The sequence below is a fragment of the Paenibacillus sp. VMFN-D1 genome, from assembly GCF_003386155.1.
Classification (GTDB): Bacteria; Bacillota; Bacilli; order Paenibacillales; family Paenibacillaceae; genus Paenibacillus_AQ; species Paenibacillus_AQ favisporus.
Genome location: NZ_QRDU01000002.1, coordinates 888,982 through 902,828, shown reverse-complemented (window position 1 = coordinate 902,828; position 13,847 = coordinate 888,982). Strand labels below are relative to the sequence as shown.

The window sequence follows — 13,847 nt, the reverse complement described above, 5'->3', positions numbered from 1 at the left end:
TGAGTTCATTCTATTTGTAACTATTGATTGTACAGTATCGGATATAGGATGGCAAGAAGCCTCAGCGCACCGGACCCTTGGGCGGATGAATCGCGCTGCCGTCCAGCAGCCCGGGGTATTTTTTATCCATCCGGGAGACAAACCATCCCGTCATCAGCATCGTTACTCCTATATCGTCAATCGGGATAAACGGCATAACGTCGGGCAGCACCCAATACAGCACCACCGGAACGAGAAACAGCAGCTTGTCCGTAATGGCCACTTGAGGTGAAACCAGGTAGCGCCAAATCCGGGAGAACATGTGGGACCAGCGCCGCAGCGACAGCAATCTTCTCCATTTCATGCCTTTCCCTCCTCTTCTTGTATATGTGTGGTACGGATCCATCCGGACCCGGACGAGCTCTTACGCGAAAAAGGAAACGATCGCCGGTCTCTACTTAAACCTAACACAGCGTCCGCTCCCTTAATCATATCATACGTAATCTTGCAGAAAATGTTTCAATATTTTTTTCACAATGACATGAGTTCAGCAAGAATCAAACCGACGTCCAGGCTGATTTGATCGTAATCCTCAAGCGGAAGCGGGTTTTTGCCCAACCCGACCTCGACCGTAAAGCCGGGACGGCGGAAATGCTGGATAAACCAGTCTTTATAGCCGGCGTCGCTGCCTTCCAGCTTCACGGGACGATAGCCGCTGACCTGGCCCAGGCGCCTTGACCATTCCCGGCTCTCCTTGGGCTCATAGTTGCGGTAATTCCAGTAAATCTCCTGCCCCTGGCTGTGCAGAGATACGGCCGCATCGGGCGAAGTTTCCAGCGTAAAGGCCGCCAGCGCCGCCGCTTCCGGCTCCGTCAGCGGGGCGGTACCCGGGTAATCCCGGGGGGACGGAGACCGTTTGCCCCGCCTTTGCACCTCTTCCTCCCAATGGGCCGGGAACTGATCGCCCAGGTCCACGCCGTGAATATTGGCCTTCCAATGCCGGAAGTCGCGGCGGCAGCCGTTCCACTCCGTCAGCTGCCTGTAATACGGATGTCCGGGATGAATCCCTTCCTGAACCAGCTCCACGCCGTCCGGATTGACCATCGGAACGACCCAGAGCGTGCACTGCTGGTACCACTGCACGGGATCATAGCCGTTCCAGCGCTGCCCGCGTTGCAGACTGCAGACGTATTCCTCGATGAAACGCATGACGGACGGCGTCGTAATCCATTCGTTAGCGTGGATGGAAGCGTTCACATGTATATGTTTGCCGCCTTCCCCGATTTTTACATACGGAAGCGGTTTTCCGAGCACGCTCTCTCCAATCGATCCGGTTTCGATCTTAGAATAGAACGCCGCCAACTGCCGGATATCATCCTTCATCTGACGGTAACCGTATTCTCCCTGAAGCTGGACGATACCCGCCCGTTCGGACGGAGGAAGCACCAGGACGCGCCCTTCGGGAAGAACATGCGGCGAGATGCCGGGATTCATCTCCATGATCGCCTCTTCCCGGGTTTGAAAGGCCGCAGCGATGCGGTCCAGTGTATCGCCGGCCTGAACCTCATACCTTCTACGCGGAGAAGAGGGAAGGTACAGAATCTGCCCCGGAATTAAATAGGGCTGGTTGGAAGCCCAAGGGTTGGCATTGATAATATGACTCGCCGATAACCCCCTGCTTGCGGCGATGCGTCTCAGGGTGTCGCCTTTCTTCACAGTATACTGCTGCATGGCATCGTTCCTTTCCGCGGGACTAGGCCGCAGTCATCATCACCATTCGTAACATTGTATGCCCCTGTGAGCTTGGCCCATGCGGTAAAAACGGTCCCTAACGCCCTGTTGAAATCGATGATAAGGGCATGTATGTAAAATGTTCCTCGATCACTCTAAGCCAAACCTCAAGGAAGCCAGACTCCATTTAAACGGAGTTTTCACACGATAGGAAAGCCGCGACTTCCTGATATCCAAAAAATCCGTAAGTCACCTTGAAGGCGGCTTACGGATTTGAGACCATCCAAAATCCTTATTCATCAAATTTGGAGACCTGCCATACGACCGGCGTCCGCCGGATTTGCTCCCCCAGCCACAGCTTTGCGATCCGTTTAAACATTTCGGGGTCGCCGCTGCAAAAAAACTGATGGACCGGGCTCTCCTCCCGGCTGGCGAGCTGCCCTTGATTATACAGAATGGTGCTGATTTCACGGGCCGTCTCGTTCGCCGAGCTGATCAGCTTGACACTGCTGCCGATCACTTCCTGGATCGTATCCTTCAAAAAGGGATAATGCGTGCATCCCAAAATCAGACAATCGATGTCGGATTGGCGGATTCCCGCGAGCGACCTTTCCACGATCGCCGTTGTTTCTTCTGAGCGGAACAAGCCCTGCTCCACGAGCGGCACCAGATCCGGACAAGCCTGGCTGACCACCTTGACATAAGGCGACAGCTGCTGCAGCGCGGTGGTATAGGCCCCGCTGCGAATCGTACCGACGGTCCCGATGACACCCACCTGACCGGTTTTGGTCGCGCTGATGGCGGCTCTGGCTCCGGGATGAATCACCCCGATGACCGGAATCGGCACTTTCCCGGAAATATAGTCCAGCGCCGCAGCTGTCGCCGTATTGCAGGCGATCACGATCGTCTTGGGACTGAATTGGATCAGAAAATCGACGATCTGCTCCGTAAATTTTCTCACTTCATCGGACGAACGGGGTCCGTAAGGGGTGCGGGCGGTGTCTCCAAAATATATGATTTTTTCCCGTGGGAGCTGTCTCATGACCTCTTTGGCCACGGTGAGCCCGCCCACACCCGAGTCTAAAATTGCGATTGCCTGCTGCACGAACACACCGCTTCCTTCTCGTTTTCTTCTCTCTGTAGCTACCATATGAAAACCGTCAACAAAACGTACCTCATATCTTAACCCATTTCGTTTTTTCGGACAACCGCGGCATCGCACCCGAAAATATGGAAAAACAGGCCCTGCTCCCGGGTGACACCAGGAGTGGGCCTGCGTTTTACGTTTCTGAATCCATGCCTGCTTCCAAATTAGTCCCGCTTCGCTTCGGCATCGGTCAAATCGAGATCTTCGAACTCATCGGGCTCGCCAGCGGTTTCTTCCGAGAAAGAGGAGATCTGGGCCAGTTCTCCGGCTTCTTCACCGTCAGCCTTGGACTTGCGCCAGGATTGGATATCGGCAATGACGTTGCCTGCGGTATCCTTCACCTTGCCGGCCCATTCCTGGGTTTTGCCGCCAACCGTCCGTGCGCCCTCCGCAATATCCTGACGCAGTTCTTTCCCGGATTTCGGCGCAAGCAGCAGCGCGGTTACCGACCCTACAATACTTCCGACCAATGCGCCCCACAGCAGGCTTTTATTCTTTTCCTTCATATCTCATCTCTCCTTTTCGCTTGTTGGCACCGTTCCCGGCGGGTAAGCCTCCTGCTTCCAGGAGTGCCATACCGACAGCCCCACATCCAGCCACCGGAACGCTTCCGCGAGCCGAAGCTCGTTGTCACGGTGGGCTTTCTCCAGGCGCTCCATGGCGGAATCGGTGACGAGCTTCGAAATCGAATCCACCCGCTCCAGCGTGCCGGTTAAAGTTTCGCCAGCCAGCCGCAGCGATGAACTGAACGGTTCGATGTCTTCCACCCGCTCATGCAGAAGCGACAGTGTTGAAGATGCCTGTGTCAGCAGCTCCCTGGATTCTGCAGCCAGCTGTGTCATGTCGGCTCCCGCCTTCCCCAGAACGGATTCCGCCCGCAGCAGTACTCTCCTCAGCGTATGTAGAAGGATCATTGCCACAACAGCGAACATGATAAATCCGCAAGCGATGAGTATATAGCCCCATTCCGCCATGATGTTTCACTCCCTTCGCCCAGCCGGGCTAATGCCTAGTTGATGGTGTATTATAAGCAGGGCGGGGTTGTCTTGACACAAAATGGGCGCTATTTTTTTAAAAAATCTGCAGAAACACAAAAAGGCCCGTCCATTCCCATGGACGGGCCAATAACAACCTATGCCGCTGCGGCGGAGAACCGGATTACGCACCCAGCTCCTGCTTCAAATAATCACGCACCTGCACGGAAAACTGTTCGAGAATGTCCGGCAAGACCGGGGTCAGCTTGTGCAGGCTTCTCCGGTTCCATGCATAATATTCCTGCACCAACGGTTTGCGGAGACTGACGAGCTCCGCCAGCACGGCAAACACTTCATCGTCAAACACGCGCTCCTCATGCGTAATTTCTACGATATCCTCGTAGCTGCTTGCGTCGCGCATAATAAATCCATCAATTAAATAGCTGCCGACATCGGTTACGACCTCGATGGCCAAATGCAGCGCCCGTTCCTGAACGAAACCGGACACAATCCCGCCATCCCAATTCCCGGCAACCTGCTTCAATGCTTCCACGATGTCCGGAATCGCTTCCAGACGCCGCTGAATTTGTTCCTGGTTCACGTAATACACGGCCTTACCTCCATGATGTGGAAATTTATTTGTCCCGTTTTCCGCGGCGCTTCAGCCAGAATAACATGACAAACAAGGCCGCAATAAATACGATGAGCAGGAATAAGGTCTCCATTGGATATTCTAAATCGCTCATGTCCCATTCTTCCTATTCTTTAGAATTCGTAGTCCACACTCACGGATACGTCTTTCACTTCGTTGATGTGGCGGATCACGATCTGGTGCTCAGGATGAACCTGGTAAGCCTGCAAATCTTCCAGCGATGCAAGCTCCGTCACCAGCGCGATATCAAAAGAACGTTCCGAATGGATGACGTCGAGCCCAACCTCAATCGATACGAGTTGCGGAATCTTCCCCTCCATATTGCGGAGGACCGCGGCGGTGCGTTCAATACTTTCCGGTGATCTGTCCTTTAATTTAAAGAAGACGATATGCTTAATCATGTATCATGCTCCTTGTCCCATTCGAAAAGTGTACTGAGAAAAATATACCATATCCTCCCCCTCAGGGAAAGGAAACATGAAGAACCGTCACAGATCCGGACCGTTACCTTTGTCTTTATTTCGCAAAACGGCGATGAGCTGGCGGATTTTATCCGGCAGGGGCAGGCCAAGCCGTCCGTAATTTTCGGTAATCGATATGAGTTCGTTGGACATGTAAAAATAGATCGCCCCCGTCTTGATGACGTCGCTCCCGCTGCCGATCAGCACGTCCATCTGGTGCGCAAGGACGATGACGAGCAGCATCAGCGCTTTCCGGGTAAGACCCCAGAATCCGACCTGGCTGTCCAAGCCGGATCCTTCCTTGATGGAGGCCAGAACCCCTGTTGCATAGTCGATGAGTATGGTGATCAGAAACACCGTAAGCAGCTGATCCCACCCTCCCAATACAACGGTAAGAATTCCTCCGGCGACCGCACTGATGCCGTTAACAGCCAGATGATTCATCTCACAGCCCCTCCTTTCCTACCATCTCTTATATGAGTATGAAAGGAGAAAGGAATCTGCGCAGCCGGATATCTTCCCTCACCGGCCTATTTCATAGATTTGCCAGGCGATTGGTCTTACCGTTTGTCGTTCCAGAAGTTGACCGGCGGCGTGCTGTTGGTCAGCGGCTTGAACGTGTAACCTTCGGCTTTCAGCGCTTTGATCAGCTTGTCCAGAATCGACGTGGTCGCCGTCTGGTCATGGAAGAGCACGATCGGGGTAACCCCTCTCTTCTTCATGGCCTTCACATCTCTCAGCACGTTGTTATAAATCGTCTGCGGATTACTCTTGTAGCGCCAGTCGTCCGAATCGATGTTCCAATCCCACAGATGGTAGCCGTACGAAGCCGTCAAATCCCGGTAGCTCTGAGTAAAATACGGCTTGCTTCCATAAGGCGGGCGGATCATTTTCGTATAAACGCCAGCAGCGGCGTGCAGCTTGTCGTTATCGGTGTTCATCTCACCCAGCGCAGACGAAGGTGATGCGTAGAACGTATTCTTCTTGTGGCTCATGCCGTGCAGGCCGGCCCCATGCCCTTCCTTCACGATTCTACGGACTGCGGACGGATGCGAAGCAATGTTATTTCCCAGCATAAAGAAGGTCGCCTTCACCTGATTGCGGTCCAGCACGTCGAGCAGACGGGTCGTACCTGCATTCGGACCGTCGTCGAACGTAATGTAGATCACTTTGCTGCCCTGCTGCGCCGTCGTGCCGTTCCCCGTAGAAGGTTTTTGGACAGCCGTCTTCTTATGTTCCTTGATATACGTGCTGTATTTCAGCGCCAGCTGATGGTCCGTCAAGGAGGCGGAGCTGTTCACCGCACGATACAGCGACTGGGCGGCGTTGTAGGAAATTTGATAGCCGAACTTGTCGGTCAGCTTCCGCAGGGAGACGAGCGTTCTTCCGTTTTTCAGAATGGCGTCCTTCCCGGGAACCGTCAGGACAAGTGCCTGCTTTCCGCGCGAAATGGTCAGCTTGCCTGCGGCGTACTTCGCCGACGCATTCATTTGGGAAACCGTAGAGGCGACGGGTACAAACAATGTACCGTTATGTATAAGCGGCTGGGGCTGGTCATAAGTGATCAGTTTGTCATTGACTGCGACAAAGACGGAAGCCTTGACGGAGGTTGCCGTGCTGCCTGCGGCCGTAGCCAGCCCCCCTTCTGCCGAAAGGACGGTGCCAAAAATAAGCAGGAATGATAAGAGCCATTTCGAGTAGTGCAACTTCTTTTTCAACATAATCTACCAACCTTTTTCTCTCGGATTTGGCTAAGATGTCGTAGATACGCGAATCTAGTAATCTAGCACCCTTGCATTGTACCCTTCCCGGCTGGCGAGTTCAATTTCAATTCGGTAACAGTTTGATGACTGAATTGGAAGCATTTTGGGGTTGAAGTGAAAAAATAGTTCATATTATTCACTTGACAACGGGATACCGTAAATTCCCGGGTCATTCGGCTGAAAACTGGGACCTTGCAGAAACAGGCGATAGCACTATTGAAAACGTAGCCGAAACTATTGTAGAATTTTAAGAAAAATCATCGGAGGAAATATGCCTAAACAACAAGAACCGCATTCCATTCAGGCGTGGTCTCTGATCAATCGCAAATACTTAGGAAAAGGAATCCGCGTCAAACGCTTCCGCAAGCCATCCCGCTGCCAAATCCGCAACCGCGTGCTGCTGGCTGTCCTGATGGCCAACGATATCAAGCTGTCCCAGCTGGCTGAGGACATTTCGGTTTCTTCCCGGAGCGTGAGCGCCTGGGTATATGAAGGACGGATCCCTGGAAAAAAGAATTTGGACAAGGTATGCCAATACCTGGGCTATCCGCATCACATTCTGTTTAATCATACCGTCACATCCACGAGCCCGATCATCTGTCAGCCATCCTCTTCGCGCTTCATGCGCCGGACGCTGACCCGCTCGCCTGTCAGCAACAAAATACTAACAGGGCTATGCATGGTTCACGACCTGTCCGTCAGCGACGTCAGCGAATGGATGGACATCCATCCCGGAACGTTTCGGAAATGGCTGCACCAAGGGACGCTGCCGTCAGCCAGCTTTCAGGACCGGGCGGAACAGTTTTTCCGCATCCCGAAATTCATTTTGTTTGCCGACTGCATATTGCAGGACGAGGAATCATGACACTTTTGGCTTATTCACCGCATTGATCATACAAGGTACGCCCTGCTGTTACGGAGACATTCCGGACGGCAGGGCTTTTTTCATGCTTCGGGAGACCCGGGGCCTCGGTTTTATCGCAAAAAAGTTTCCGCTAAATGTGCCACACTCTTCGAATGTACATCGATAGACGTATTTCTTTGCCTTCCAGCCGTTTTTTTTCGCCTCAAGCAAGCCGAAAGGCCGAACCGATCCTTCTCTCAAACCTTTTTCTATATACTTACGAAAAATAACTGAAAACCTGTTGACAAGTGTTCCAAGTGGGGTATAATAAGGTCAAAGAAAGTCAAAGTCAGATCAAAGGATCAAACTTGTACTGCATGAACAACCTCTTTAGGAGTTTGACTTTCGGTGCAGCCGTCTTGTCCTGACGGAGTTCTGACTTTTATCCCTTTATGCCGGCGGCCTGCTCCCGTAAGGCGCGGGCAGCCGTTTTCCTGATTAGGACATCCAGATGAAGTATCCAAAGATTGATTATTCCATTAACTAACGAAAGGGGCATGCCTTCATGCGCTGTCAACAATGTAATCATAACCAGGCAACCGTAGGTCTGAGCCTCACTGTCAACCATAAATCCGAGAAATTGTTTCTTTGCGAAGATTGCTATGCCAAAGTAAACGGCGGCGTGCCGTTTGCGGCCGGCTTTGGTCCTTCCGGCAGCTATTCTTCTCCGCTGGAAGATTTGTTCCGCGGCTTCATGCAATCCGGCCAGCCGGTATCCGGCGCGGCGCAGCAGCCTCCGAGAGCAGCCGCTCAAGAAGGCGGACGGCGCGGCGGCGGGCTGCTGGATCAGCTCGGACGCAATCTGAACGACGCGGCGCGCGGCGGCAAGATCGACAACGTCATCGGCCGCGATGAGGAGATCGACCGCGTCATCGAAATTTTGAACCGCCGGAACAAAAACAATCCGGTGCTGATCGGCGAACCGGGCGTCGGCAAGACGGCCATCGCCGAAGGGCTGGCGCTCCGCATTACGGAAGGCCGCGTGCCGGCGAAGCTGCGGAGCAAGGAAGTCTATTCGCTCGACGTCGCCTCCCTCGTAGCCGGAACCGGCATTCGCGGGCAATTCGAAGAAAAAGTCAAACAGCTGATCGCCGAGCTGGAGCAGCGTAAAAATGTTCTGCTGTTCATCGACGAGATCCATCTGCTGGTCGGCGCGGGCTCCGCGGAGGGCTCCATGGACGCCGGCAACATCCTGAAGCCGGTGCTGGCACGGGGCGAGCTGCAGGTCATCGGCGCCACGACGCTTAAGGAATACCGTCATATCGAGAAAGACGCCGCGCTGGAGCGCCGCTTCCAGCCGGTGACCGTCGACGAGCCGACCGCCGAGGAAACGGTCGAAATTTTGAAAGGGCTGCGTCCGAAATACGAGCAGTTCCACGGCGTACGCTACCCGGACGAAACGCTTGAAGCGTGCGTGCGTCTGTCCAGCCGCTATATCCAGGACCGCTTCCTGCCCGATAAAGCGATCGACCTGCTCGACGAATCGGGCGCCAAGCTGAATCTGCGCGCTCCAGTCGGCAGTGCGGACGAGATCCGAGCCCGTCTGGAACAGATCACAATCGAGAAAGACACGGCCGCCCGCGATGAAAACTACGAGCTCGCCGCCAAGCTGCGCGACGAGGAAGCCGAGCTGCAGCAGCGTCTAAACGGGAATGCCTCTGCCGGAGAGGTCCTCGAAGTAACTGTCGAGGATATCCAGAACATCATCGAGCGTAAAACCGGCATCCCGGTCGGCAAGCTGCAGGCGGATGAGCGCGGCAAGATGAAAAATCTGGCCGCCCGCCTCGCAAGCCGCGTCATCGGCCAGGGCGAAGCCGTCGACAAGGTCGCCAAAGCCGTTCGCCGCGGACGCGCCGGACTGCGCAGCGACTCCAAGCCGATTGCGTCCTTCCTGTTCGTCGGGCCGACCGGTGTCGGCAAGACCGAACTGTCCAAGGCGCTGGCCGAAGAACTGTTCGGCAGCACCGATTCGATGATTCGCCTCGACATGAGCGAATACATGGAGCGGCACTCCGTCTCCAAGCTGATCGGTTCGCCACCAGGATACGTCGGTCATGAAGAAGCCGGCCAGCTGACGGAACGCGTACGCCGCAACCCGTACAGCATTATCCTGCTCGATGAGATCGAGAAGGCGCATCCGGACGTTCAGCATATGTTCCTGCAAGTGCTGGATGACGGCCGTCTGACCGACAGCCAGGGGCGTACGGTAAGCTTCAAGGATACGGTGATCATTATGACTTCTAACGCCGGCACGGCCGCCGATAAGAAAATCATGGTTGGTTTCACCGCCAAATCCGAGCAGACCCGCTCGATTCTTGATTCGCTCGGCAGCTATTTCCGGCCTGAATTCCTGAACCGCTTCGACGGCATCGTACCGTTTGCCTCGCTGAAGGAAGAAGACCTCGTAACGATCGTCGACAATATGCTCAGCGAAGTATCGGCTGCCCTGTCGGAGCGCGGCATCTCCCTCGACGTGACCGGCGAAGCAAAACGCAAGCTGGCCGAACTGGGTTACGATCCGGCCTTTGGTGCCCGTCCGCTCCGCCGCGTTATTTCGCAGCATGTGGAAGACGGCATCACCGATTTGCTGCTGGACGACGAAGACGTTAAGGAGATTCGTGTCGAGCTGGAAGCAGACCAAGTTCGAGTCGTTCGCGCATAACGTCCGCCGAATAGCCAACTTATCAGCCTTAATTTAACAAGCTGTCCCTCAACCGCTGCGCGGTGTGGGGCAGCTTTTTTATGTGTACAGACAATCAGGCATCGCACAACACGGCCAGCTTGCCCTTCTCCCTTCGCTGTTCCAGATGCCCGATATATAGCACTATTCCCTCTTCTCCCCCTCACCCTCTGAGCACTCCGAAACGCGCAGCCATGCCTTTCGACCGTGAAACATAATGAAATGTTCAACGAAAAAACCCGTCACACGGCCACGGACGGACGCCGCACATAAACGGAGGATGCCGGGCATACTAAGCCGACAACCACATTCCACGATAAATAGGACATAAGAAATATATTTTCCGTTTCATAAATTTAACGTTGACGTTAACGTTAGTCAGGATTACAATGGGTAATGTTACCCGGGAATCTTTGTGGGAGGAAGGAAATGGATGAATATAAAATCGACGATGTCGCCCGAGAGTGCGGCTTGACGAAGCGAACGATCCGCTATTACGAAGAGATCGGCGTTTTTCCGACCCCTGAACGGAGCGAAGGAGGCACCCGCCTCTATACCCGCGAGGACATCGAGTACTTGAAGAAGATCGTCAATGCCAAAGAAATTCTCGGTTTCAGCCTGCAGGAGCTGGTTTCGTACTTATCCGTATCGGACGCTTACAAGCTGCACCACCAGACCTACCATGACATGACCAGCCGGGCTCATCGGAGGCAGCAATTGACCCATATGAGCGAGATGCTGGAAGAACAGCTTCAGATGCTGCGCACCAAAGTGGAAAAAATGCGCCTTATGCAGCAGGAGCTGGAACAGACGCAGACACGGCTGGATGATTTCATCCGCAAATTCGACGAGGAAACCGATTCCCAGGAAAGCTGAAGCCGCTGCACGTGTCTATGCAAGGGCGTCGACAGACGTTTTTTTGTTGTGGAGATTCATGAAAATTTGAAAATACATGATTCATCAAAATGGAGGTAATGTTACTTATGAAAACCAATGCTTCGCAGCCTCTTGAGCTGGAACAGCGACAAGGTGGGCTGCTGTCCCAGCCGAAGGCGGTATGGGCGATCGCTTTTGCCTGTATCATCTCCTTTATGGGCCTCGGCCTGGTTGACCCGATTCTGCCGGCCATCGCCGAGCAGCTGCACGCATCCAAGAGCCAGGTTTCGCTCCTGTTTACGAGCTACAACCTGGTAACCGGCGTAGCAATGCTGATTACCGGCGTCATTTCCAGCCGGATCGGCATCAAGAAGACGCTGCTGACCGGGATGCTGCTCATCGTCATCTTCGCGGCGCTGGGCGGCCTGTCGAACTCCATCGGCGGCATCGTCGGTTTCCGCGGCGGCTGGGGACTCGGCAACGCCCTCTTCATCGCCACCGCGCTGTCCGCGATCGTCGGGTTGTCCACGTCCGGCACCGCCAAAGCGATCATTTTGTACGAAGCCGCGCTCGGTCTCGGGATTTCTGTCGGACCGCTGCTTGGGGGCGAGCTGGGCTCCATCTCCTGGCGCGGACCGTTCTTCGGCGTGGCCGTTCTCATGGCCATCGGATTTATTTTCGTTACGTTTATGCTCCCGAACGTGCCCAAGCCGAAAAAAGCCAGCACGCTGGCCGACCCGTTCAAGGCGCTGTCCTATCCTGCCCTGCTGATCCTTGGGATTACAGCATTCCTGTATAACTTCGGCTTCTTCACCCTGATGGCGTACTCGCCGTACGTCATGGACCTGGATGAGCACGGCCTGGGTTATGTCTTCTTCGGCTGGGGCATTCTGCTTGCCTTCACGTCGGTATTCGTAGCTCCGAAGCTGCAGAAGCGCTTCAGCGTCGTGTCGTCCATTGCAGCGGTGCTTACGCTGTTTACGATCGTGCTGCTCATTATGGGCATCGGCACGTATAATCACTCGCCACAAACCGTTATTGTCTGCGTCATCGTGGCCGGGATCTTCCTGGGCATCAACAACACGCTGATCACCACGGCCGTCATGCAGGCCGCTCCGGTGGAGCGCTCCGTCGCTTCCGCGGCGTACAGCTTCGTCCGCTTCCTCGGCGGTGCCGTCTCTCCATGGCTCGCCGGCAAGCTGTCCGAGTGGTACCATGCCGAGACGCCGTTCTACTTCGGTGCCGTCATGGTCTTCCTGGGCGTCGTCGCCCTGCTCGTATCCCGCCGCAAGCTTGCCCATGTTGACCGGGCAGAAGGCCATTAAGGAGGTTCTTATATGTACTCACGTATTCTCGTACCCGTCGACGGATCCCAGCATGCCCGGCATGCGCTGGATTCCGCTGTATCGCTTGTGCAGAGCCTGAATACCGCTCCCGAGCTCGTGGTCCTGCACGTCAACCCGACCGTTTCCATCAATGAACCGCCGGTCGGCGTAGACCTGGAAGAGCACATCCGCCAGGAAGGTGAAAAAATTCTCGCCCCGGCCACCGAAGAAGCGAGCCGCTCGGGAGTCGCCTTCCGCACGGTCAGCAAAACCGGCGATCCGGCCAAGATCATCTGCCAGACGGCCAAGGAAGAGTCGGCCGACCTGATCGTGATGGGCAGCCGGGGCATGGGCCTTGTGTCGGAAATGCTGATCGGCAGCGTCAGCCACAGCGTCGTCCAGCATGCGCACTGTCCGGTGATGATCGTCCGCTAACCCTCCTCACAAAGTGGAGTTTTTGCTCCAACATGGTTTCAAATCCTTGCTGGGACCCCGGACCGTATTAACCTTTATAAAACAAAAAAGCCGTCGCCCATTCCTGATGGGAGACGGCTTTTTGCTGTGCGAACAAACGGCGGCTCATCCAAACCGTCCGGAGATATACTCCTGGGTCATGGCATTGGCCGGGTTGGTGAAAATAATTTCGGTATCGTTATGCTCCATCAGGGTGCCAAGGTAGAAATATGCCGTATAATCGGAAATCCGTGCGGCCTGCTGCATGTTGTGCGTCACGATGACGATGCTCAGCTCTTTCTTGAGCTCGACGATCAGTTCCTCGACCTTGGAGGTCGAAACCGGATCGAGGGCCGACGCCGGCTCATCGAGTAGCAGAATCCCCGGGTTGACCGACAAGGCGCGCGCAATGCACAGGCGCTGCTGCTGGCCGCCCGAGAGCGACAAGGCGGACTGCTTCAGGCGGTCCTTCACTTCGTCCCACAGCGCCGCTTTGCGTAGACTCGACTCGACGATCTGGTCGAGCTCTTTTTTATTTTTTACGCCATGGTACTTCGGTCCAAAAGCGATATTTTCATAAATGGATTTATAAAATGGATTCGGCTTCTGCCATACCATACCGATTTTTTGCCGCAGCTGAATGACGTCGGTGGAAGGATCGTTGATGTCCTCCCCGCCGATCCAGATCTTTCCCTTGATCACGGCTTGGGAGATCTCGTCGTTCATTCGGTTCAGGGACCGCAGAAACGTCGATTTCCCGCAGCCCGACGGGCCGATGAGCGCGGTAACGCTCTTGTCCGGGAAGGTCAGGCTGATGTTCTTCACGGCTTCGTACGCCCCGTAAAACACGCTCAGGTTTTCAGTGCGGAATGTAGTCGATGATTGTTGCATGCTCATTTCTC

Annotated in this window: 15 protein-coding genes; 5 read left to right on the top strand and 10 right to left on the bottom strand. The window is 54.7% G+C overall.

Annotated elements, in window-relative coordinates; all coding sequences use genetic code 11:
• Positions 1–61: 61 nt before the first annotated feature.
• From C7820_RS19665 to C7820_RS19625, 9 genes are all read right to left on the bottom strand, one after another.
• Positions 62–343, bottom strand: coding sequence for a hypothetical protein (locus tag C7820_RS19665; protein ID WP_116232441.1), 282 nt, complete (start codon positions 341–343; stop codon positions 62–64).
• Positions 344–510: 167 nt separating this feature from the next.
• Positions 511–1,710, bottom strand: coding sequence for a M14 family metallopeptidase (locus C7820_RS19660; protein WP_116232440.1), 1,200 nt, complete (start codon positions 1,708–1,710; stop codon positions 511–513).
• 292 nt (positions 1,711–2,002) lie between these two features.
• Positions 2,003–2,815 (bottom strand): glutamate racemase, encoded by an 813-nt coding sequence (gene racE, locus C7820_RS19655; protein ID WP_076170743.1) that lies wholly within the window; start codon positions 2,813–2,815, stop codon positions 2,003–2,005.
• A gap of 206 nt (positions 2,816–3,021) precedes the next feature.
• Positions 3,022–3,363, bottom strand: a complete 342-nt coding sequence (locus C7820_RS19650; protein WP_105441597.1) for a YtxH domain-containing protein — start codon at positions 3,361–3,363, stop codon at positions 3,022–3,024.
• Positions 3,364–3,366: 3 nt separating this feature from the next.
• Positions 3,367–3,831, bottom strand: coding sequence for a hypothetical protein (locus C7820_RS19645; RefSeq protein ID WP_116232439.1), 465 nt, complete (start codon positions 3,829–3,831; stop codon positions 3,367–3,369).
• Positions 3,832–4,015: 184 nt separating this feature from the next.
• Positions 4,016–4,441, bottom strand: coding sequence for a DUF86 domain-containing protein (locus C7820_RS19640; RefSeq protein ID WP_116232438.1), 426 nt, complete (start codon positions 4,439–4,441; stop codon positions 4,016–4,018).
• Between the two features lie 155 nt (positions 4,442–4,596).
• Entirely contained in the window at positions 4,597–4,884 is a 288-nt protein-coding gene (locus tag C7820_RS19635) for a Dabb family protein (RefSeq protein WP_076170272.1), read from the bottom strand.
• 87 nt (positions 4,885–4,971) lie between these two features.
• Positions 4,972–5,388: a phage holin family protein gene (locus C7820_RS19630; RefSeq protein WP_116232437.1), complete on the bottom strand. Its 417-nt coding sequence runs from the start codon at positions 5,386–5,388 to the stop codon at positions 4,972–4,974.
• A 116-nt stretch (positions 5,389–5,504) separates the two neighbouring features.
• Entirely contained in the window at positions 5,505–6,665 is a 1,161-nt protein-coding gene (locus C7820_RS19625; RefSeq protein ID WP_116232436.1) for a polysaccharide deacetylase family protein, read from the bottom strand.
• Positions 6,666–6,978: 313 nt separating this feature from the next.
• On the opposite strand from C7820_RS19625, the gene C7820_RS19620 reads away from it, so the two are divergent.
• The 5 genes from C7820_RS19620 to C7820_RS19600 all read left to right on the top strand — a co-directional run bounded on the left by C7820_RS19620 (position 6,979) and on the right by C7820_RS19600 (position 12,927).
• The gene (locus tag C7820_RS19620) at positions 6,979–7,572 is read left to right on the top strand and encodes a helix-turn-helix domain-containing protein (RefSeq protein ID WP_076170275.1); all 594 of its coding nucleotides are present in this window, start codon (positions 6,979–6,981) and stop codon (positions 7,570–7,572) included.
• Between the two features lie 544 nt (positions 7,573–8,116).
• Complete coding sequence (locus tag C7820_RS19615) at positions 8,117–10,273, top strand: ATP-dependent Clp protease ATP-binding subunit (RefSeq protein WP_116232435.1); 2,157 nt, start codon at positions 8,117–8,119, stop codon at positions 10,271–10,273.
• Positions 10,274–10,720: 447 nt separating this feature from the next.
• Complete coding sequence (locus C7820_RS19610; RefSeq protein ID WP_076170277.1) at positions 10,721–11,167, top strand: MerR family transcriptional regulator; 447 nt, start codon at positions 10,721–10,723, stop codon at positions 11,165–11,167.
• A 107-nt stretch (positions 11,168–11,274) separates the two neighbouring features.
• Positions 11,275–12,492 (top strand): MFS transporter, encoded by a 1,218-nt coding sequence (locus C7820_RS19605; protein ID WP_089546024.1) that lies wholly within the window; start codon positions 11,275–11,277, stop codon positions 12,490–12,492.
• Positions 12,493–12,504: 12 nt separating this feature from the next.
• Positions 12,505–12,927, top strand: coding sequence for a universal stress protein (locus C7820_RS19600; RefSeq protein WP_116232434.1), 423 nt, complete (start codon positions 12,505–12,507; stop codon positions 12,925–12,927).
• Between the two features lie 144 nt (positions 12,928–13,071).
• Here C7820_RS19600 and pstB read toward each other — a convergent pair whose 3' ends face one another.
• Positions 13,072–13,836 (bottom strand): phosphate ABC transporter ATP-binding protein PstB, encoded by a 765-nt coding sequence (pstB, locus tag C7820_RS19595; protein ID WP_089546020.1) that lies wholly within the window; start codon positions 13,834–13,836, stop codon positions 13,072–13,074.
• Between the last annotated feature and the right edge of the window lie 11 nt (positions 13,837–13,847).